Here is a 19,959-nt window from a genome sequence, read left to right on the forward strand (position 1 = left end):
GTCTTGTTATGCTGTCAAGGTGTCGGAGAAGAATTCGCGAAGCCGCAACCGGCGAGGTGAGGGAGCGCGCCTGCGCGACGAGATCGTCTCGGCGGCAAGCGTTCTGCTGGAATCCCTCGACGGGCAGGAGGCATTGTCGTTGCGGGCGGTAGCGCGGGCGGTCGGTATCGCACCGCAGAGCGTCTACCTGCACTTCGCCGATCGGCGGGAATTGCTGACCGCCGTATATGCGGTGCGGTTCGCGGAATTGCGTGCCGCGCTGGAGGATTCGCAGCGCGACCCCGACCCCGCCCGGCGACTGACGGCGCTCTGCCGGGCCTACCTCGACTACGGCCTGACCCACCCCGGCCACTACCGGGTGCTGTTCGGGACGGCAGGAACCCCCGGCTGGGAACCCACCCCCGAACAGCTACCCGGACTGCCCACCTTCCAGTTGCTCGTCGACGGCCTGACCGCCTGTAACAGTGCGGATCCGAAGGTCGACGCGACCTGCCTGTGGGCGGCGCTGCACGGACTGGTCACCCTGCGCCAGGACCGCCCCAGCTTCCCCTGGCCGGAACCGGCGGTGCTGATCGACGCGCTGGTGCGCGGTTACGCCCGCTGAACGGGTCGGTCGCCGAGCTGCTGCGTCCCGAAGCCGCGTCACCGGGATCCCGCACAAGAGCAGCAGCACACCACGGAGGGCTGCACCGGCGTGTCGCCACCGTCATGTGCCGTTGATCATGATGTGGGCGGTGAACGGCTGCCCGATGCCGCGCGGCGTTCCGGCGGGAAGCGACCGTGTGTGACCATGAGGCCGTGCCCGATTGGACCTATCACCCGCTGCGGCCGGCGGCGAACGCGCTGCTCGGGGAGCGCCGTGCGCAACTGGTCGCGCTGCGGTTCCTGTCCGTGCTGATCGCGGTGCCGGGCGGTGGGGCCGCGATCAAGCGGGCGTTCGACCATCCGGAGCCACCGGTCGAATGGGGCGGCCGGCTCGGGGCCACGGTTCCGGTTTCGGTGGCGCGGGACGCGATTCGCGTATTGCCGGTGCAGGGGGCGCGGGTGATCGAGGTCGGTCCCGTCGGCCCGGATGACGTGGAGGCGGTCCGGGCCGCTGCGGCTGGTCGCCGCTGCCGCGTCATCGCACGGACGGCGGATCGGGATACCGCCGCGGCGCTCGCCGATGCGGTGGACGGTGTCGTGCTGGATGTTTCCGCGGGCGCTGAGCGGGCCGCTGCGGATACCTGGCCGTGGCGATACATCACCGACACCGATGTCTCGAAAACGCTGGCGGCGCTGCGGGATCCGGATGTAATGGTGCTCGTACGGCCGAGTGTGCTGGTCGAGGCCGGCCCGGGATGGTTTCAGCGGGTGATCGAGGCGGCGGTAATGAGTGAGCCGCCGCCGCAGACCTTGCGCGAGGTGCCGATCGATCCGCGCCGGTGGCCGGGCTGGTTCTGGGGACTGCTGGTCGGGCTCGGGATGATCGTGGCGGGGCTGGCCGCGGCGGCGATCACTTTGGGGCCGGTGCTGCTCTGGTACGACCGGGATTATCTCGGGACCGACGTCGACGGGCTGCACGCGATCAACCACCATCTGGTGCACTTCTTGCAGCACGATCGAATCACCATGGCGGGCAACATGATCGCCATCGGATGCCTGTATGCGGGTCTGGCCTGGGGTGGGATCCGGATGGGGCGGGTGTGGGCGCGGAACGCCTACCTCGTATCAGGGCTGATCGGGTTTCCGACGCTGTTCTACTTCCTGGTGATCGGGTTCGTGGAGCCGTTGCATGTGCTGGCGGCCGTGGTGTTGTTCCCGATGTTCGTGCTGGCCGTCGCACGCAAGCCGGGTCCGCCGCGCTGGTCGACTCCGCCGCCGTGCCCCGAACCGGTTCGCCGCCGCGCGCTGATCGGCCAGCTGCTGATGGTCGCGATGGGCGTGGGCGTCATGATCGGCGGCATCGTCATCTCGTGCGTGGGCCTGACCTACGTCTTCGTCCCCACCGATCTGGCGTTCCTGCACACCGACGCGGACAACCTGCGGGCCGCCAACGATCACTTGCTCCCGTTCATCGCACACGACCGCGCCGGTTTCGGGGGTGCGCTCATCTCCACCGGCGCGGCGATCCTGCTGCTCGCGCTCTGGGGCTGGCGGCAGGGCGAATCATGGGTGTGGTGGACGCTGTTCGCGGCCGCGTTCGCGGGGTCGGCGAGTGCGCTGGTGATTCACTTCTTCATTCACTACACCGCGTTCGCGCACCTGCTTCCGGTGTATTTCGGCACCGCGGTGATCCTGCTCGGACTGGCTCTGGCCAGGCCGTTCCTGGTTGGGGCACCCCGGTTATGAATGGGCTTGCATCGTCATGCATAATCATTTGCAGCACGGCGGGGGGCTGCCGGAGAACTGGACGTAAGAATCGAGGAGCACTGACATGACCAAGCGCGTCGTACTCGCCTACTCGGGCGGGTTGGACACCTCCGTCGCCATCAGCTGGATCGCCAAGGAGACCGGCGCTGAGGTTGTGGCCGTCGCTATCGACCTCGGTCAGGGCGGCGAGGACATGAACGATGTGCGCCAGCGCGCCATCGATTGCGGCGCCGTCGAGTCCATCGTGGTCGATGCTCGCGACGAGTTCGCCAACGAGTACTGCCTGCCCACCATCCAGGCCAACGCGCTGTACATGGGCCGCTACCCGCTGGTCTCGGCCATCTCCCGGCCGCTGATCGTCAAGCACCTGGTCGAGGCCGCCGAATACCATGGCGCCGACACCGTTTCGCACGGCTGCACCGGCAAGGGCAACGACCAGGTCCGCTTCGAGGTCGGCATCGGCGCGCTCGCGCCCGACCTGAAGGTGATCGCGCCGGTCCGCGACTACGCCTGGACCCGTGAGAAGGCCATCGAGTTCGCGGGTGAGAACAACCTGCCGATCAACGTCTCCAAGAAGTCGCCGTTCTCCATCGACCAGAACCTGTGGGGCCGCGCGGTCGAGACCGGGTTCCTCGAGGATCTGTGGAACGCGCCGACCAAGGACGTCTACGACTACACCGTCGACCCGACCGTCAACTTCGAAGCGCCCGACGAGCTCATCGTCACCTTCGACAAGGGCATCCCGGTCGCCATCGACGGCCGTCCGGTTTCCATGCTGGAGGCCATCACCGAGCTGAACCAGCGGGCCGGGCGTCAGGGCGTGGGCCGGCTGGACATGGTCGAGGACCGTCTCGTCGGCATCAAGTCGCGTGAGATCTACGAGGCGCCGGGCGCCATCGCGCTGATCACCGCGCACCAGGAGATCGAAGCCGTCACCATCGAGCGCGAACTGGGCCGCTACAAGCGGCAGGTCGAGCAGCGCTGGGGCGAGCTGGTCTACGACGGCCTGTGGTACTCCCCGCTCAAGCGCGCGCTGGACGCGTTCGTCGCCGAGACCCAGCAGCACGTCTCCGGTGATGTCCGCATGGTCCTGCACGGCGGCAATGTCGTCGTCAACGGCCGGCGCTCGGACGAATCGCTGTACGACTTCAACCTGGCCACCTACGACGCGGGCGACACCTTCGACCAGTCCCTGGCCAAGGGCTTCGTGCAGATCCACGGCCTCTCCTCCAAGGTCGCCGCGCGCCGGGACCTCGGCAAGAAGTAGTAGCCTGCGACCGGGGGACCGGTCCAAGGAGGCGCGCCCATGCGAACCGATGACGACAGCTGGGACATCACGGAGAGCGTGGGCGTGACCGCCATCGGGGTCGCCGCCATGCGGGCCTACGAAACCCATCGCGGCGACGCGCTTTTCCACGATCCGTACGCGGCGAAGCTGGTGCGCGCGGTCGGCTCGGAGAATTGGAATTCGATGCTGTCCGCGGTGCTGGACGGTGAGAAGCCCGACGGCGGCGATTTCATCAACGGGGTGATGGGCTACTTCCTGGTGGCCCGCACCCTGTATTTCGACGCCTACTTCGAGGCCGCGATGCACGCCGGGATCCGGCAGTTCGTGATCCTGGCCTCCGGGCTCGACGCACGAGCGTATCGACTCGAATGGCCTTACGAGAGCCGGGTTTTCGAGATCGATCTGCCGAAGGTGCTGGCGTTCAAGGGGCGTGCCCTGGCCGACGACCAGCCCGCCACCGATCGCCGCGAAGTGCCGGTGGATCTTCGTCAGGACTGGCCGAAAGCCCTGCTGGACAAGGGATTCGAACCGGAACTGCCGACCGCGTGGCTGGCCGAGGGCCTGCTGCGCTACCTGCCCGGACAAGCGCAGACCCAGCTGCTCGAACACGTCGACGCGCTCAGCGCGCCGCGCAGCCGCATGGCCTTGAACATCGGCACCGGCAAGGCCGCGCTCTCTCCGGAATCGCGGGACAAACGCGCGAAAGCCTTGTCCGAGGCCGGGATTCACGCCGACCTCGAACAACTCTGGTATCCGTGGGAGGGCCGCACCGACCCGCGTGACTGGTTCGCCATGCACGAATGGCTGGTGTTGAACGGCGACCCGGTCGCCCAGCTGGAAGCTCGCGGCCGTACCGTGCCCGAGGCGGCCCGCACCGATATGGCCACTCACATCCTGATGACCGCAGTCCGACCCGAAGGAGACAGCACACGATGACGCAGCAGAGCGGCGGAACCAATGAAGGTGCGCTCTGGGGCGGGCGCTTCGCGTCCGGACCGGCGGCGGCCATGGCGGCGCTGAGCAAGTCGACGCATTTCGACTGGGTGCTCGCCCCCTACGACACCCTTGCCTCCAAAGCCCATGCGCGCGTGCTGCACAAGGCCGGGCTGCTCTCCGAGAGCGACCTGACCGCCATGCTGGCCGGCCTGGATCAGCTGGCCGCCGACGTGGCCTCGGGCGCGTACGGTCCCGCCGAATCCGATGAGGACGTGCACGGTGCGCTGGAGCGCGGCCTGATCGAACGCGTCGGCGCGGAACTGGGCGGTCGGCTGCGCGCCGGTCGCTCCCGGAACGACCAGGTCGCCACCCTGTTCCGCATGTGGCTGCGCGATGCCGCGCGCCGCGTGGCCGCCGGTGTTCTCGACGTGGTCGACGCTCTCGTCGAGCAGGCCGCCGCGCATCCGGATGCCGTCATGCCCGGCAAGACGCATTTGCAGGCCGCCCAGCCGGTGCTGCTGGCCCACCACCTGCTCGCCCATGCTCATCCGCTGCTGCGTGACATCGACCGCCTGCGCGACTTCGACAAGCGAGCCGCGGTGTCCCCCTACGGTTCCGGCGCGCTGGCGGGCTCCTCCCTGGGCTTGGACCCGGAAGCCATCGCCGCCGACCTGAACTTCGATGCGGCCGCCGCGAACTCCATCGACGCCACCTCTTCTCGTGACTTCGCCGCCGAGGCCGCCTTCGTCTTCGCCATGATCGCCGTCGACCTCAGCCGCATGGCCGAAGAGGTGATCATCTGGAGCACACCGGAATTCGGCTACATCACCCTCGCCGACGCCTGGTCCACCGGCTCTTCGATCATGCCGCAGAAGAAGAACCCCGACGTCTCCGAACTCACTCGCGGCAAAGCGGGCCGCCTGATCGGCAACCTCACCGGCCTGCTCGCAACCCTGAAGGCCCAGCCCCTGGCCTACAACCGCGACCTCCAGGAAGACAAGGAACCGGTCTTCGACTCGGTAGCCCAGCTCGAACTGCTCCTCCCCGCCATCGCGGGCCTGGTCTCCACCCTCACCTTCCACACCGACCGCATGGCCGAACTGGCCCCGGCAGGCTTCACCCTCGCCACCGACATCGCCGAATGGCTTGTCCGCCAGGGCGTCCCGTTCCGCGTAGCCCACGAAGCCGCCGGCGGCTGCGTCCGCGCCGCCGAGGCCCGCGGCGTCGGCCTGGACGAACTCACCGACGAAGAGTTCGCCGCCGTAGACCCGGCCCTCACCCCGGCCGTCCGCGAGGTACTGACCGTCCAAGGCTCCATCGCCTCGCGCAACTCCCGCGGCGGCACCGCCGGCGTCCAGGTCGCCAAGCAACTGGAAGAAGTCCGCTCGGCCGCCACCGAACAGCGCGGCTGGCTGAACTGATCATCCGCCGTGGCGGGCTGGACTATTCGGCCCGGTCCGCCACGACGTACCGCAGGAATGCGTCCCACGCGGCGGGACTGACCGCGAGCATCGGTTGCGCGGCATGGGCGTTCGCGGGATCGCGGCGGAACTTGGTGTCGCGGACGAGTACGCGGTCGGTGTCGAAGGCGACCTCGACGCACTCACCACCGTTGGGTCCGCTGTAGCTGGAGGTCCGCCAGGTCGGCTCGGCGGGATTCATGGCAGGTCTTTTCGAACTCATAAGGGCAGGTTAGCGATTCGTGCTGCGATGAGATCCGCGGTCTCGGTCGTGGACAGCGCCGCGGCCCGCATCCGTTCTGCCATCATCCTATAGAGCCTGACCTGCTCTTGATCCTGCACGTAGAGGGCACCGGCCGCGAACTCCAGATATGCGATCGGCTGCGCCGCGTCGAAGTCGAGCAGCATGAAGTCGTCGAGCAGACCGTCGTGTACGGCGACCGATGTCGGAATCACGTGCAGCTCGACATTCGGGCGTCGCATCAACTCCAGTAGGTACGTGAGCTGTGCGCGCATGACCCGTGCTCCGCCGACCGGACGATCCACGATCGATTCCTCGATCACCGCGCAGAATTCGAGCGGATTGTCGGGGTCGGTGAGTCTTTGCCGTGCCATTCGGCCCGCGACCACCTGGGGCACGTCCATCGGAGCGATCTGCAAACTGCTCTCGAGCAACGTGGTGGCGTACTGAACGGTCTGTAATTGTCCGGGAAAGGTTTTGGATCGGTAGACGAATTGCCCCGTCGCCAATCCCTCCAGGCCGACGAAGGTGCGAAACCAATCGGGAAGCACCTCGGAGAAAGGGGCCCACCAGGTCGTCCGATCAGCCTGTCCCGCCAGGGAAGCGATCCTGTCGACATGCTCGACATCGGCGCCGTACGCGCGGAGCAGCTTGGTGACCTCGTCGGGCTTCTGCTGCGTGCGTCCGGACTCCAGATAATTGATCTTCGGCTGCTGGCACCCGAGCACCTTCGCGGCTTGGGCCTGCTTGAATCCCGCGGACTCCCGCGTGACTCGCAGGTCGTGGCCGATCAGAAACCGCAGTGCCGCAGGGTCGGAACGGCGATCCGGCATGGCACCCTCACCCTCGTCCTGGCTACTGCTGGCTGATCGCATGCTATGCCCGCGTCGCGGGTCGACACGCCGGATCTCATTGCCGATTGTATATATACAACCTATCATTTATTGCATCGCGAGGTCATTGATCTGATTCGAATTCCTAAGCGTTCCTCGGCATCTCGGAATGGGTGCATCATGGGTGCTCTTCTACTCTTTGTAATCGGCGTCGGAATCGGCTGCTGCGCAATGTATTCGATGAACCGGCTACTTGACGTGCGCAATGCGAACAAATCCGCTTGGTCGGTCCAATCCATCCTGGCCCGCCTCGAATACGAGCAGCGCTCCACGGGCGCCGCGGCGCACGCTCGAGCTCGCAACCTCACCGGGCTGAGGTGATCGCCGATGGCTGATCACGGCTTACCCGCCCCCGAAATGCCCCTGTGCGCTTTTCGTGGTCACCTGGAAAACGATGGCGCAATGGTGGATTGGGCCCGCGAACTCGCCCGCCTGCACCGCGAACTGATCGCCGACCCGTCCTCCGCTGCTCGCATCCGTGCCGAAATCGCCACCATCACCCAAGCCGTCAACGCCTGGCTGATCATCCGCCTCCCACGCCCCCTGGCGGGAACCCCGCTCCACACAGACTCTCTGGGCGGCGTGATCGCCCGCCTCGCCGAAGCGTGGGAATGCGCCCACTGGACGCTCATGCATCATCCACCCGAAGACCCGCGCGTCCACCGCGCCTGGCAACACCTGGCCGAACTCCGCGACGGCTACCTGGACCTACTCCACGCCGCCGAATCCGGCCGAGTCATACTGCCCACCTTCTGGCCCGGCCTCGAAGCCCTCACTCGCGTTTGACGATTCGGCCGCGGGTCCGGTCAGCTGTCACTGATGCCGAGCGCGAGCACGAGGTGGTCGCCGAGCCAGGTTTCGTAGGCGGCGGCGCTCCACTTGCGGCGGCGCATCAGGCGGTCCGCGGTTTCCGGGGCCGTCAGTACCCACACGCTGTCGATGGCGGTCTGCGGGGTGAGCCCCGGGCGCAGTCCGTGGCGTGCCTCCAATGCGGTGACCATATGTGTATTGCCGGTTCGCCGTTCGGTTTCGATGGTGGCCGCGAACGCTTCGAGCGCGGGATCGGCGCCGGCGTGGGCGAGCACGGTCCAGAGCAGCGGGCCTACCCGCTCGTAGATCGCACGGGTCCAAGCCGCATAGGCGCGGGCATGGGCGGCGCCGTCGGGTGTGCGGCTCATGGCCAGGAATTCGGGCCGTTCGCTCATCGGCACCTCGGAGTCGTCCCCGGCCAGCACCGTGTCGTAGGTCGCCTTGAGCACCTCGGCCTTCCCGCCCACCGAGTTGTAGACCGTTTGCGGGCTGACGCCCGCGGCCTTCGCCAGGGCGGCGATGGTCATCGCCGAATACCCCGAGGTCATCAGCATCTCCTGCGCCGCACGCAGGATCCGCTGCCGGGTTTCGCGGGCGGCGTCGAGACGGCCCGAGTTGTCGTAAGAGCGTGCCATTGCCACCCGGTCATCATATTGGCTAGAATCCAATTCCATTGGAATTACAATCCACCCAAATGAGGTGAGTCCCCATGGACAACCCGGCCCTTCCCGCCGCCCTCGCGGTCTTCGACGCCATCAATACCGGCGACCTGCGCGCCCTGCCCGATCTGGTCACGCCCGACTTCATCGACCACGGCTCACCGTTCCCCCTCGAACCGGGCCCCGAGGGATACCGCCGGATCCTGACCTGGGTCACGCGCGTCTTGAAAATCCACTACCGGATCACCGACACCATCCAGGCAGCCGACCGAATCGTCCTGCGCGCCGAGGCCTCCGGCTACGGGATCGAAGCACTGCACGGCCCGGCCGCCATCGGCAAGCCCTACACCATGACCACGATCCACATCTACCGCACCGAAGGCGCCCGCCTGGCCGAACACTGGGGCGTCCGCGACGAGATCGGCGCGATGATCCAAGTCGGCACCCTGCCCGCACCCAACCCGGCCGCCCTCGACCTCGCCGCCCAACTGCCACCCCCGACCCGCGAAACCGCCTCCGCGAGTTGAAGCCAAGCCGACGCCAAGGATTTGTTAACGACCGCCCGGCATGGTGATCTTGTCAGACAACGAGGAGGGAACACAGTGAAGGTATTCAAGACCGCAACCGTGATCAGTGGGGTTGTCGCCGCAGCACTCATCGGCTTCGCCGGACCGGCTTCCGCATCGACGCCGATCGCGCACACTCCGTGCGAACGCGGCGAGGCCATGCAGAAATCGTGGGATGTGAACACCGGCGCACCGCTGATCTGCGTCAGCACCGGCGCCAGCGGCCCCAAGTGGGTTCCCGACGCCACCCGCTGACTCCACGCAGGGGGAGCGGACGAACAGCGTCTATTTCGACAGGCCGAGGCGAAATCGCCTCGGCCTGTTCGCTTTCCGCGGGGATTCAGCTCGCGCAAGGGCGCTGGAGGCCGCGGAACTTGGCCATGGTTGTGCAGGTCGCGGTGCCGATGTTCGCCTGGACGCTTGCGACGCGAGTGTCGAATGTTCCGGCGGGACGGGCGTGGTGACTTAGCCTCGATAATGCCTCAGCTATTTGATGGCAAATCTATTGGTTCGATCCTGGCGAGCCCCATGAGGAGGGCCTGTGAGTTCGAGATCGTATCGAGGGAAGATGCTCGCGGTCGTGGTCGGCGCAGCGGTACTCGCGCTGGGCATGACCGCATGTTCGAACGGTTCGTCGTCGGATTCGGGTGTGAGCGAGGAGGCGGCGATGAAGGCGTACATGTATACCTATCCGCTGGTGTCGGTGGAGGTGACGCGCCGGCAGTCGACGAATGTGGCGCGGCCGGCGGCGAGTGGCGAGGCGCCGATGAATCAGTTCGGGAATCTGGGGTTCCTGCCGGACGCGTCGTTCACCAATGTGGTGCGCGCGAACGTCGACACCCTGTATTCGTCGATGTTCTACGACGTGTCCAAGGAACCGCTGGTGATCAGCGTTCCGGACATGGGCGACCGCTATCACCTGTTCCCGATCCTGGATATGTGGACCAACGTGCAGGCATCCCCGGGCACGCGGACGCTCGGTGCGGGACACGCCTATCAGTTCGCCATCACCGGCCCGAACTGGCACGGCGACCTGCCCGAGGGCGTGCACGAGTACAAGATGCCCACCGACGGCGGCTGGATCATCGGCCGCATCCAGGTCAACGGTCCCGACGACCTTCCGGCGGTCGTAGCGATCCAGCAGCAACTCACCGCCGCGCCGCTGAGCGCCTACGGTACCTCCTACACTCCGCCGGAAAACACTGACCTGCACCAGGATTGGCCGATCGGCCAGGAAGTCGCGAAATACATTCACAACCTGAGCCCCCAGCAGTACTGGGACCTGTACTACTCGAGCCTGTCGCACAACCAGCCCCGCTCCGAGGACAAGGACCTGCTGGACGAACTGGCCAAGGCCGGCTGGACACCGGACAAGAAACTCGACCTGTCGACGCTCCCGGAGTCCGACCGCAAGACCTGGGAAGCCGCCTGGCCCAAGGCGCTGACGAAGATCGAGGTCGATCTCGGCGGCACCCCGGTCAACGGCTGGAGCGTCGCCCGCACCGGCATGGGCACCTACGGCACCGACTACGGCCGGCGCGCGCTGGTCGCCTACGCCGGTCTGGGCGCGAACCTGCCTGAGGACGCCCTCTACCCCGCCACCCGGATCGACTCCACCGGTGCGAACCTGACTTCGGACCGGAATTACGTGCTGCACTTCGCCGCCGGCGAGACCCCACCCGTGCGCGCCTTCTGGTCGCTGACCATGTACAACGACAAGGGCTTCTTCGTCGCCAACCCGATCAACCGCTTCGCCGTGCGCGGCGAGCAGATGCACAAGAATCCCGACGGCTCGCTGGACGTCTACATCCAGCGCGAAAACCCCGGCCCGGAAAAAGAATCCAACTGGCTGCCCGCCCCGGAATCAGGCGAGTTCAACCTGTTGATGCGGTTGTACTGGCCCGACGACAAGATCATCAACGGCAGCTGGAACCCACCCGGCGTCAAAACCGCCTGACCACGCGCGTGGTGACCAGTGCGCACGCAGTGGTCACCACACGAAACCGGCATGAGCGTGTACCGGGAAGCGTTGTCGGCCAACATGTTCGATGAGATAACCACAACGACGAGTGTCATTAGGCGGCTGGGTCGGTCGATGGCGACAAGTTCGTGAAACCCATTGACAACTCCGATAACCCAACCCCAGTCACGCTCGGCATCGTGGGTCTTCAGGACCACCCCCGGCGTAGTTGTCGCGGTATTGCGGGTGGCCGATGAACGCGGTGAGCAGCTCTGTGTCGGGCCGATCGTGGCCTTGCTACAGGTTTGGCAGCGGGTCACCGGGGGCCGGATATCGCCCGTTCTCCAATCTGAATACGTACCTCCGAAGATCGGATTCGAGGTCGGTGGCCAGATATGCGAGGAAGTCCCGGACACCTTCTGCCGCTTCTCCTTCCAACGTGTGAGCGCCCTCCCTGGTGTACTCGGCGAGCAACTGCGCAAGGTGGTCGGCAACCTTACCGCGGTCACTCCACCACGCACGAACGGCTGCGGGCGTCCATCGCGAGTCCCCATCACAGGCATAGCCGTCGAACGGGTCTGCGTCTGCTGCCTCCAGCAGGCATTCGACCTCGGCCGGCGAGTTGGGCTGGCGGTAGACGAACTCGTTGTAATACTCACCGCCGTAGAGCACGTTGCGCGGCGCGTGAATCCTTCCGGTCCAACAGGTATCGGTCTGCGCTGTGTAGAAGGGCCCCGGCACGTTCATCCAATGCCGGTCCTTCCACTTGTCACCGTGATAGACGGAATCGTTGAGATCGCGCTGAACCGAAGTCATCGGATCCCAATGTTGCGGTAGACCATTCACGACACCAGCATTCCGCATATACGGCACGCGGGCGAAGAGGGACTTCCTGGAATGCCGCAGGGGAGACTGTATGCCCGCGGGTTGGGCGGCTTCCCCGTGACATCCTGTCCGGCAGGAGGATTCCTCGTCGTTACCGGCCCGTGTTGAACTTGGCCTTGACGCCGGGCGACTCGCGCACCACGCGGTCCGGGGGACGCCACCCGATCCCGTTGCAGCGGCTGCATTGCTGGTGTCGCGGTGGGTCTGTGCGGTGACAGGGCGGGAGCATGATGTCGCCGGTGGCGTCGCAGGATGTACACGGCCGCCAGTTCTTCGGAACGTTGGAGGGCCGTACCGGTTCGAATGCGGTCATGTTCCAAGGCTATGACACATTTCAGAGTGCCGCAGGGAGATGATCCACTGAGGGTCGAAAGGAGTTCATGATCGACGTGTGGACGGGTTGCTGGTCTTGGTGAATGGTCTTTCCGGCGCGGGCAAGACGACCTTGGGTTCGGGGCTGAGAACTGGGACGACTGGGCTGCGCACGCGGTACCGCTCGGAGTGGGTCGCGTGCTGCTCGTGGACACTACCGAGCGGATTGATTATGCCGCCGTCGCATTGCAGGTTCGGGCGCTCGCCGATTCGTAGGCGATAGATTTTGTCGCACTTAGGATCTGACGGCGTGGACGTCTATCTGTTGCGGCACATTCATCACGCACGGCCGTCGGGCTACTTCACTTACCGCTACTAGGCATGGGAAGGACCGACGACTTCGGCTGGTGGGCAGCCGAAGTAATCGATGTCAATCCTCGAGGGGCGTGGTGTCCTCGCTCATTGCACTCGCGTCGTAGGCCAGGAGTTCCCAGCAGTGGCCGTCCGGGTCGTTGATCGCCCGGTTGTACAGCCAGCCCAGGTCCTGGATCTCACGTGGTTCGGTGGCTCCTGCGGCCAGGGCCGCGTCGGCGAGGCGGTCGACTTCTTCGCGCGATTCGGCGGCGAGGGCGTTGATCACCTCGATCGGGCCGTCGGCGATGTCTCGTTTGGTGAAGGTCGCGAACGTTTCGCGTGTCATCAGCTGCACCGCGAGGGCGTCGGCGAAGACCAGCTGGGCGGAGGTGTCTCCGGTGAAGTCGGGGTTGATCGTGGCTCCCAGGGCCGTGTAGACCTTTTTGCTCGCTTCCAGGTCGGTGACCGGCAGGTTGATGTAGATCTGGGTGAATGCCATTGCGTGCCTCCAAGAATGGTCGGTGTGCCGGGTGTTCGCGGCGACATCACAAACCTAGGGACGCACCTCGACTTCGGTCTTGTACAGAAGCGACAGCATCTCGTCATCGTCGGTTTGCCGCAGCTGGGAGGCGGTGCGACCGATGAACCGGGTCAGCGAACGCGCAAGATGCGGCTGGTCGTGGTAGCCCGTCCGCTGTACGACTTCGATCGGCGGCATTCCGTGCTGTAGGAGTAGTACGGCCTGTCTGGCCCGTTCGATCTGCCGGATCGCTCCCTGTGTCAGCCCGGTCGCCGCGGCCACCCGCCGCTGCACCGACCGCGGCGTGACCAACGTTGTCGTATCGCCGCGCAGCACATCGGTGACCAGCGGATCACGCATCAGCAGGCCGGCCCTCACCAGGCGGTTCACGAAAACGTCGGCGTTGTCGTAGGACGGAATCTCCCACTGCTCGCCCTGTAGTGCGAACGAGCGGGCCGTGGCGTGCGGACTCGACACCGCGGTGTCCACCAGCGCTGACATCGGCATCGGCGCCAGGAACGCACCGTGCCGGAAGATGATTCCGAGCGTTTCGCCCGTGCCGGGGCCCAATTCCAGCACCGTGGGGCCGGTCTCCGGGCCGCGAACCGAAACGTGTGTCTGTCCGCGATCGCGCCAGACGACGAGTTCCCAATTCGAATTGGCCACCGACCGCATCCGCGACGCGACCGCCCCGGTGTCCGACCCGGCTCGATAGACCCGCTCCATATAAGGCGAATCGGACAGTCGCTGCTCGATGCCAGCGTCCGGTTCGAAGCTCACGGCCAAGAAACTAGCACTGGCAATCGGTCTCAGGTCATGGCCGGCCAGGGGTGGCTTCGAATCGGCGCGGGCACAATGCGGGTTTCACCATTGCGCGGTCAGCTCGACCGGCGGCAGTCCTTCCTCGCGGCGCAGCCGCTCGGCGGCCGTGGTGAGTTCGGCGAGCGCGGCGTCGGACAATCCCGGCGCGACCCGAAGCGCTAGACGGTGCAAGCCGAACTTGTTCGGTACGGCCGATTCGCGTGTTTGCGCCAACTCAGGTCTCCTCGGGGGTTTGAAGCATTTGGGCGGGAATGTCCTGATCAATCACCAAGATCGGGTGCGATGCCCCGAAACCAAGCGGTACCCCCGCCGGCTCGACACCAAACTCCGCACAGCCGACACGCCGATCCGCCGTGCGGCGCGCGCGTCACCACGGTCCGGTCGGTTTACGGCGCGGTGAAGGCGGTGCGGTCGGGTTCGCTGCGGTAGCGGGAGGGGGCGCCGTCGATGTTCAGGACCTGCCAGAGGCGGCGGGTCACCGGGTTCATGAGGCCGAGATCGGTTGCCAGGCGGCGCATATCGCCGAAGTAACCGGAGAGGATGCGGCGGGAGTTGGGGGAGCGCCAGTAGGCGTCGGCGAAAACCTCGTCGGGAATGCCGAATTCGCGGGCGAAGGATTTCGGGGGGACGGTGATTTCGCCGGCCAGCCAGCGCATGGCGATGGGGAAGGCGATGCCGCAGATCTGTTTGAACAACGGATTCGTCTGGGCCAGGTGGGATTTCAGGAATTCGCCGGCGAAGGAGATGTGGCGGGCCTCCTCGGCGATGTGAATTTGCATGCAGCGCAGGACGGCCGGGGGGATGTTCGCGCCGTTGCGGATGATTTCCTTTTGCAGGTGGTCGATCGGTTCTTCGCCGCCGAGGATGCCGATGAAAAGGATGAGGTGGGCGTAGCCGCCGGCTACGCCGATCAGCGGGGACAGCGCCCGGAAATGCCTTCTACCGGCGGGGACATCCTCACCGATGCGGTTCACCAGCTCCTGGAACATCTGGATGTGATTGCATTCCTCGGTCATTTCGTGCATGCAGTACCGGAACTCGGGGGAGTTGTTCGGCAGCTTCATGACGTACTGCATCATGCCGCGGATCAGGATGCTCTCGAACATGAGACCGACCTTGATGGCGTAGGCCATCCGCCAGCGGCCGATCTCGATCTGCCGCGCCAGCGGCTGGTTCCGATACCAGCTGGTGCCGCCGAGCGGATCGTATGCCGGCAGCACCCAGCGCGGGTCGTCGCGGTCGATGGCGAATTCCGGTGAATCCCAATCGATGTCGAGAAAGGGGTCGAAATTCATGTCGACCGAGCCCTGGGAGAGGGTGGCCAGCATTTCGTGGTAGGAGTTGCCTCGCGGCGCCGCCAACGTCATTGTTGCCTCCTGATGGTCCGGAACGCCCTCACAGTGAGCGGGCGATGATTTCCTTCATGATTTCGTTGGTGCCCGCGTAGATCTTCTGGACGCGAGCGTCGGTCCACATGCGCGAGATCGGGTATTCGGTCATGTAGCCGTAGCCGCCGAACAGCTGGAGGCATTCATCGGCTACCGACATGGCGCGGTCGGTGATCCACCATTTCGCCATCGCCACGGTCGGAATATCCAACTCGCCCTTCAGGTGCCGGGATACGCAATCGTCGACGAAGACGCGCGCGACCCGGGTTTCGGTGGCGACCTCGGCCAGGGTGAACTTGGTGTTCTGGAAGGCGAAGATCGGCTTGCCGAATGCCTGCCGGTCCTTGGTGTAGGAAATCGTCTGCGCCAGCGCCGATTCCATGCCCGCGACGCCACCGACGGCGATGATCAACCGCTCCTGGGGCAGCTGCTGCATGAGCTGGATGAAGCCCAATCCTTCCTGCTCGCCGAGCAGGTTGGCGACCGGAACCCGGACATCGTCGAAGAACAGTTCCGAAGTGTCCTGGCCCTTTTGGCCGATCTTGTCCAGCACCCGGCCGCGCCGGAAGCCCGCCCGGTCGCCCTCGACCAGGATCAGCGAGATGCCGGCGGCACGATCCTCCGGGTTGGTCTTGGCGACCACGATGATCAGATCGGCTTGCTGACCGTTGGTGATGAAGGTCTTCGCACCGTTCACCACATACTCGTCGCCTTCGCGAATGGCCTTGGTCTTGACGTTCTGGAGATCGGAGCCGGTGCCCGGTTCGGTCATGGCGATGGCGCCGACCACCTCGCCGCTGGCCATCTTCGGCAGCCACCGCTGCTTCTGCTCCTCGGTGCCGTAGGCGAGCAGATAGTGCGCGACGATGCCGCTGTGCAGGCTCGCGCCCCACGCCGTATCTCCGGACCGGGCCTGCTCCTCGATGAGCACCGCTTCGTGCGCGAAGGTGCCGCCACCGCCGCCGTAGTTCTCCGGAATCGACATGCACAGCAGGCCGAGCTCACCGGCCTTGTTCCAGAGCTCGCGATCGACCTGATGCTGGGCGGCGAAGCGTTCGGCGTGGGGCTGCAATTCCTTTTCGCAGAAGGTGCGAGCCAGCTCGCGCAGCGCGTCGAGTTCGTCGGTGTGCCAGGGGGAGCGGTGGGCGGACATGGTTCTCCTGGGCGCAGGCGTTTGGGTACACCATGTACCCGATGCATATGGGTACATGGTGTACCCGAAGTGTTGTCCGGCGCAAGACCCCGGACCGATACGCTGGGTCGGTGGTGCACACAGAGGGCAAGGTGGACAGCTTGCACGCCCGCCGCGCGGCCAGCCGCGGCGATCGTGGCGAGGAGCGCCGCCGCGAGATCGTCACCGCCGCCATCGAGGCCATCGAGGAGCGCGGGCCGGACGCCAGCACCGGCGACTTCGCCACCCGCGCCGGACTGAACCGCGCCCACATCTACCGGCACTTCGCCAGCAAGGAAGAACTCGACCGCGAGGTCACCCTGCGGCTGTACCGGGAGCACAAGGAACGCATCCGCGACGGCATCCGCACCCACGAAACGCCCATGGACGCCATCCGCGGCCCGATCACCCGGCACGTCACCTGGGCGCAGGAACACCCGAATCTGTTCCGCTTCCTGGTCAGCCGCCGCTACGCCCGCACCGACGATCAGCCGCGCGGCAGCGAGAGCGCCTTCGCCTTCGAAATCGCTTCCGCCGGAAGGCGATACATTCCCGGCTTCTACGACCACCGGGACGTGGCCGACCAGTTCATCATCGCCGTGCACGGATTGATCGACGCGTCGATCCAATGGTGGCTCGACCATCCCAACGAGAGCCGCGAGCAGCTGATCGAGCGCCTCGCCGCCCAATCCTGGCTGCTGCTGCGCCAGCGGCTCGACGAAGTCGGGTTGGCGTTGGAGGACTCGCCCGCACCGGAATAGCGGCTCAGGACAGCAGGCCCGCTTCCCGGGCGCGGCGCACCGCATCGCGGCGGTTGGGGACCTGGAGTTTGGTCAGGATGGCGGAGACGTGATGGTCGACGGTCTTCACCGACAGGTAGAGGCGCTCGGCCAGTTCGGCATTGGTGAGGCCGTGTTCGAGGAGTTTCAGGACTTCGATCTGGCGGGTGGTGAGGCCCATCGGGTTGGCCAGGGTGGTGGCGCGGCGCGGGGCGGGGATATCGCGAACGCCGTTGGCGCGCAGGTCATATCGGACTTTCGCGGCGACGGCGTCCGCGCCCAGCCGGTCGAGGGTGTCGAGCGCGGTGCGAACCAGGACGATTTCGCCGGAGTCCACGCGGGCGAGCGCCGCGTCGTAGGGGGTGCCGAGCGCGTCGAAAGCCGTGGCCGCGGCCGGATATTGCCCGGCGGCCAGCAGCCGGTACGGTTCCGCCACCAATTCGTCGTCGATCCGGTCCCCGATGCGGCGTAGCCAGGTGGTCAATTCGCCGCGCGCCCACTCCAATCCGAGCGTGGGGACGCTGTCCAGGAGGCTGCGGCACTGGTCGAGCCGCGCGTCGGTGCCGCCGGTCAGCCAGACCCGCTCCACGATCGCCGCCGCCACCGGCAGCATGCGGATCGGTTCGCGGTAGCGGCAGGCGAGCTGCCACGCCCGGTCGATGCCGCCGTCGTCATCCCCTTTGCCACGCAGGGCGATCAGCGCGCGGATGAGCAGCGGCCAGCCGCGCGCCAACGGTGCACTGGGACTCTCCAGTACGGCGTCGGCGTCGGCCAGCGCACCCGGCCAGTCACCGGTGAGCAGCTTGAGCCGGCTGCGCGAACCGAGTTGCACGACATGGCAGACCGGCAGATCGTGTTCGATCATCAGCGGCAGGCAGGTGTCGAGCAGTTCGGTGGCCGCGCCGAGCCGGCGCTGTTCGACATCCAGGAACGACAGATTGGTGTAGCCGCTGGAGTAGATCTCGTCGATGTGTTGCGGTCCGGCGGAGAGGATTTCGAGGATGCCCTCCCGCGCGACGGGCTGCCCGCCTAGGATCGTGCAGTAGCCGGTGATCAGCTCGATCCGGACATGCAGCAGCGGATCGGCTGCAGTGCGGGCGATTTCGCGGGCGCGGTCCAGCAACCGGGTGGCGGTCTCGAGCTGGGAGGCGTGGACGGCGAGGAACGCCTGGAGGGCGAAGGCGTGCCCGGCCTGCGTGCGGGACCCGGGTGCATCGGAGGCGGCGAGCACGGCGGCGGCCGCGTGATCGTCGGCGGCGGCCCGGTTCGAGTTGTACCACTGGTACACGGCCAAATCGTGATGGTCGGCGCTCACCGCCGGCCGCGCGTCCATCTCGGCGCGCAAACGCATCGCCTTGCGGCACACCGTGATCGCATCGTCCAGGCGATCGGTGAGGTAGTACTCGGCGGCGAGCAGTTCGAGCAGTTCGGCCTCGGTTTCGGGCGGCAGCCGATGCTGATCCAGTGCGAGGCGGAAGAATTCGGCCGCCTGGGTGTGCGCGCCCGAACGCGCGGATACTCGCCCCGCCGCGGCGGCCGCGCGGGTGATGAGTTCGCGGTCACCCGCGCCCAGTGCGTGATGGGTGAGGACGGCGGGATCCGGTTGCCCGGCCGCGCGATGTGCGGCGATGAAACGGCGATGCAGGCTCGGTTCCGCGCCGGGTGGAATGACGCCGGCGACGGCCAGCCGGCACAGGTCGTGCCGGAAGGTCACGCCGCGCTCGTTGCGTTTGATCAGTTTGGCGTCGTCGAGGGCGCGCAACGCGGGCAGCGTGACACCCAGGCCGGTGAGCAGATGGTCGGCGATCGCGCCGGGCGCGCAGGTCAGCAGGTTCAGCAAATCCCATGCGGCGACGGTCAATCCGGCGGTGCGGGCCAGGATGGCGTCGCGCACCGTGCCGGGCAGTTCATCGGTGTGATGGTCGAGCATTTCGCAGACGAAGAAGGCATTGCCGCCGGTCAAGCGGTGCAGCCGGTGCGGATCGACCGGCCGGTCTCCGGCGAGGGCGGTCACCGCCGCCACACTCAACGGCGGCACCGTGAGGGTGCGCGCGTGCGGCGACCGCGCGATATCGCCGAGCAGTCCGCGCAGCGGATGGGTGACGCCGACCTCGTCATCGCGGGCGATGCCGATGAGCAGCAGATCGGTGCGCGATATCCGCCGCAACAGGAATCGGAACAGGTCGATGGTGCCTTGATCCGCCCAGTGCAGATCGTCCACGACCAGCACCGAGGGCTGAGCTCGCAGGGCGTCGAAGACCGCGGTGAAGATGTCGTAGGACTGGTCCCCGTCGCGCAGCAGCGCGCGGGTGGTGTCGTCGAAATGCTCGGCGAGATCATGCAACGGCCCCAATGGCCGTGGTGTGGAGAGCGGATCGCACGCACCCCACAGCACCCGTTCGCCCCGCCGTTCGGCGAAGGTCTCCACGAACGCCGTTTTGCCTGCCCCGGATTCGCCGCGCACCAGCACGGCCCCGCCCTGCCCCGCCCGGGCGCGATCCGCCCGGGTGGTGAGCTCCTCGAGCTCGATCTCGCGCTCGGTGAGCATCACCCGGTGAATTTT

Annotated in this window: 20 protein-coding genes; 10 read left to right on the forward strand and 10 right to left on the reverse strand. The window is 66.4% G+C overall.

Going from position 1 to position 19,959, the window contains the following annotated elements:
- Positions 1 to 19 precede the first annotated feature (19 nt).
- From NI1_RS34140 to argH, 5 genes are all read left to right on the forward strand, one after another.
- Positions 20 to 604: a TetR/AcrR family transcriptional regulator gene (locus NI1_RS34140; RefSeq protein WP_169815676.1), complete on the forward strand. Its 585-nt coding sequence runs from the start codon at positions 20 to 22 to the stop codon at positions 602 to 604.
- A 194-nt stretch (positions 605 to 798) separates the two neighbouring features.
- Complete coding sequence (locus NI1_RS34145; RefSeq protein WP_067829659.1) at positions 799 to 2,331, forward strand: hypothetical protein; 1,533 nt, start codon at positions 799 to 801, stop codon at positions 2,329 to 2,331.
- Positions 2,332 to 2,416: 85 nt separating this feature from the next.
- On the forward strand, positions 2,417 to 3,619 hold the full coding sequence (locus tag NI1_RS34150; RefSeq protein WP_067829666.1) for an argininosuccinate synthase: 1,203 nt from the start codon (positions 2,417 to 2,419) through the stop codon (positions 3,617 to 3,619).
- Between the two features lie 39 nt (positions 3,620 to 3,658).
- A complete protein-coding gene (locus NI1_RS34155; RefSeq protein WP_067829669.1) occupies positions 3,659 to 4,576 on the forward strand; it encodes an SAM-dependent methyltransferase in 918 nt (305 codons plus the stop codon).
- Complete coding sequence (gene argH, locus NI1_RS34160; protein ID WP_067829672.1) at positions 4,573 to 5,997, forward strand: argininosuccinate lyase; 1,425 nt, start codon at positions 4,573 to 4,575, stop codon at positions 5,995 to 5,997. Before NI1_RS34155 ends, argH begins: the two co-directional genes overlap by 4 nt.
- 22 nt (positions 5,998 to 6,019) lie before the next feature.
- On the opposite strand, the gene NI1_RS34165 is transcribed toward argH, so the two are convergent.
- Positions 6,020 to 6,259, reverse strand: a complete 240-nt coding sequence (locus NI1_RS34165) for a DUF397 domain-containing protein (protein ID WP_245663539.1) — start codon at positions 6,257 to 6,259, stop codon at positions 6,020 to 6,022.
- Positions 6,256 to 7,110 carry a helix-turn-helix domain-containing protein gene (locus NI1_RS34170; RefSeq protein WP_067829678.1) on the reverse strand — a complete coding sequence of 285 codons (855 nt, stop codon included), beginning with the start codon at positions 7,108 to 7,110 and terminating at the stop codon, positions 6,256 to 6,258. The genes NI1_RS34165 and NI1_RS34170 overlap by 4 nt, the downstream gene beginning before the upstream one ends.
- A 387-nt stretch (positions 7,111 to 7,497) precedes the next feature.
- On the opposite strand from NI1_RS34170, the gene NI1_RS34175 reads away from it, so the two are divergent.
- Positions 7,498 to 7,956, forward strand: a complete 459-nt coding sequence (locus NI1_RS34175) for a hypothetical protein (RefSeq protein WP_157535489.1) — start codon at positions 7,498 to 7,500, stop codon at positions 7,954 to 7,956.
- A gap of 20 nt (positions 7,957 to 7,976) precedes the next feature.
- Here NI1_RS34175 and NI1_RS34180 read toward each other — a convergent pair whose 3' ends face one another.
- Positions 7,977 to 8,615 (reverse strand): TetR/AcrR family transcriptional regulator, encoded by a 639-nt coding sequence (locus NI1_RS34180; RefSeq protein ID WP_067829684.1) that lies wholly within the window; start codon positions 8,613 to 8,615, stop codon positions 7,977 to 7,979.
- A 74-nt stretch (positions 8,616 to 8,689) separates the two neighbouring features.
- On the opposite strand from NI1_RS34180, the gene NI1_RS34185 reads away from it, so the two are divergent.
- From NI1_RS34185 to NI1_RS34195, 3 genes are all read left to right on the forward strand, one after another.
- Positions 8,690 to 9,166 carry an ester cyclase gene (locus NI1_RS34185; protein ID WP_067829687.1) on the forward strand — a complete coding sequence of 159 codons (477 nt, stop codon included), beginning with the start codon at positions 8,690 to 8,692 and terminating at the stop codon, positions 9,164 to 9,166.
- 75 nt (positions 9,167 to 9,241) lie between these two features.
- Entirely contained in the window at positions 9,242 to 9,460 is a 219-nt protein-coding gene (locus NI1_RS34190; RefSeq protein WP_067829690.1) for a hypothetical protein, read from the forward strand.
- Between the two features lie 286 nt (positions 9,461 to 9,746).
- Positions 9,747 to 11,162 (forward strand): DUF1254 domain-containing protein, encoded by a 1,416-nt coding sequence (locus tag NI1_RS34195; RefSeq protein ID WP_157535490.1) that lies wholly within the window; start codon positions 9,747 to 9,749, stop codon positions 11,160 to 11,162.
- Between the two features lie 300 nt (positions 11,163 to 11,462).
- On the opposite strand, the gene NI1_RS34200 is transcribed toward NI1_RS34195, so the two are convergent.
- The 6 genes from NI1_RS34200 to NI1_RS34220 form a co-directional block, all read right to left on the reverse strand.
- Entirely contained in the window at positions 11,463 to 11,981 is a 519-nt protein-coding gene (locus NI1_RS34200) for a ferredoxin (RefSeq protein WP_174564551.1), read from the reverse strand.
- An 811-nt stretch (positions 11,982 to 12,792) separates the two neighbouring features.
- Positions 12,793 to 13,215: a VOC family protein gene (locus NI1_RS34205; RefSeq protein WP_067829698.1), complete on the reverse strand. Its 423-nt coding sequence runs from the start codon at positions 13,213 to 13,215 to the stop codon at positions 12,793 to 12,795.
- Positions 13,216 to 13,269: 54 nt separating this feature from the next.
- Positions 13,270 to 14,016 (reverse strand): helix-turn-helix domain-containing protein, encoded by a 747-nt coding sequence (locus NI1_RS34210; protein ID WP_245663540.1) that lies wholly within the window; start codon positions 14,014 to 14,016, stop codon positions 13,270 to 13,272.
- Positions 14,017 to 14,100: 84 nt separating this feature from the next.
- The gene (locus NI1_RS38300) at positions 14,101 to 14,271 is read right to left on the reverse strand and encodes a hypothetical protein (protein WP_157535491.1); all 171 of its coding nucleotides are present in this window, start codon (positions 14,269 to 14,271) and stop codon (positions 14,101 to 14,103) included.
- A gap of 173 nt (positions 14,272 to 14,444) precedes the next feature.
- Positions 14,445 to 15,425, reverse strand: coding sequence for an AurF N-oxygenase family protein (locus NI1_RS34215; RefSeq protein WP_067829701.1), 981 nt, complete (start codon positions 15,423 to 15,425; stop codon positions 14,445 to 14,447).
- A 28-nt stretch (positions 15,426 to 15,453) separates the two neighbouring features.
- A complete protein-coding gene (locus NI1_RS34220) occupies positions 15,454 to 16,599 on the reverse strand; it encodes an acyl-CoA dehydrogenase family protein (RefSeq protein WP_067829704.1) in 1,146 nt (381 codons plus the stop codon).
- Between the two features lie 110 nt (positions 16,600 to 16,709).
- Between NI1_RS34220 and NI1_RS34225 the strand changes: the two genes are divergently transcribed.
- Positions 16,710 to 17,378, forward strand: coding sequence for a TetR/AcrR family transcriptional regulator (locus NI1_RS34225; protein ID WP_245663541.1), 669 nt, complete (start codon positions 16,710 to 16,712; stop codon positions 17,376 to 17,378).
- A gap of 4 nt (positions 17,379 to 17,382) precedes the next feature.
- Here the strand turns inward: NI1_RS34225 and NI1_RS34230 are convergent, their stop codons facing one another.
- The gene (locus NI1_RS34230; RefSeq protein WP_067829883.1) at positions 17,383 to 19,944 is read right to left on the reverse strand and encodes an ATP-binding protein; all 2,562 of its coding nucleotides are present in this window, start codon (positions 19,942 to 19,944) and stop codon (positions 17,383 to 17,385) included.
- Positions 19,945 to 19,959 lie beyond the last annotated feature (15 nt).

Source organism: Nocardia inohanensis NBRC 100128 (assembly GCF_001612945.1).
Lineage (GTDB): Bacteria > Actinomycetota > Actinomycetes > Mycobacteriales > Mycobacteriaceae > Nocardia > Nocardia inohanensis.

Excerpts from the sequence above, each read along its gene's own strand:
- NI1_RS34200 (WP_174564551.1), bottom strand. The coding sequence starts at position 11,981 with ATGACTTCGGTTCAGCGCGATCTCAACGATTCCGTCTATCACGGTGAC.
- argH (WP_067829672.1), top strand. The coding sequence starts at position 4,573 with ATGACGCAGCAGAGCGGCGGAACCAATGAAGGTGCGCTCTGGGGCGGG.
- NI1_RS34215 (WP_067829701.1), bottom strand. The coding sequence starts at position 15,425 with ATGACGTTGGCGGCGCCGCGAGGCAACTCCTACCACGAAATGCTGGCC.
- NI1_RS34220 (WP_067829704.1), bottom strand. The coding sequence starts at position 16,599 with ATGTCCGCCCACCGCTCCCCCTGGCACACCGACGAACTCGACGCGCTG.
- NI1_RS34155 (WP_067829669.1), top strand. The coding sequence starts at position 3,659 with ATGCGAACCGATGACGACAGCTGGGACATCACGGAGAGCGTGGGCGTG.
- NI1_RS34180 (WP_067829684.1), bottom strand. The coding sequence starts at position 8,615 with ATGGCACGCTCTTACGACAACTCGGGCCGTCTCGACGCCGCCCGCGAA.
- NI1_RS34170 (WP_067829678.1), bottom strand. The coding sequence starts at position 7,110 with ATGCCGGATCGCCGTTCCGACCCTGCGGCACTGCGGTTTCTGATCGGC.
- NI1_RS34230 (WP_067829883.1), bottom strand. The coding sequence starts at position 19,944 with ATGCTCACCGAGCGCGAGATCGAGCTCGAGGAGCTCACCACCCGGGCG.
- NI1_RS34175 (WP_157535489.1), top strand. The coding sequence starts at position 7,498 with ATGGCTGATCACGGCTTACCCGCCCCCGAAATGCCCCTGTGCGCTTTT.
- NI1_RS34185 (WP_067829687.1), top strand. The coding sequence starts at position 8,690 with ATGGACAACCCGGCCCTTCCCGCCGCCCTCGCGGTCTTCGACGCCATC.
- NI1_RS34150 (WP_067829666.1), top strand. The coding sequence starts at position 2,417 with ATGACCAAGCGCGTCGTACTCGCCTACTCGGGCGGGTTGGACACCTCC.
- NI1_RS34205 (WP_067829698.1), bottom strand. The coding sequence starts at position 13,215 with ATGGCATTCACCCAGATCTACATCAACCTGCCGGTCACCGACCTGGAA.
- NI1_RS34165 (WP_245663539.1), bottom strand. The coding sequence starts at position 6,259 with ATGAGTTCGAAAAGACCTGCCATGAATCCCGCCGAGCCGACCTGGCGG.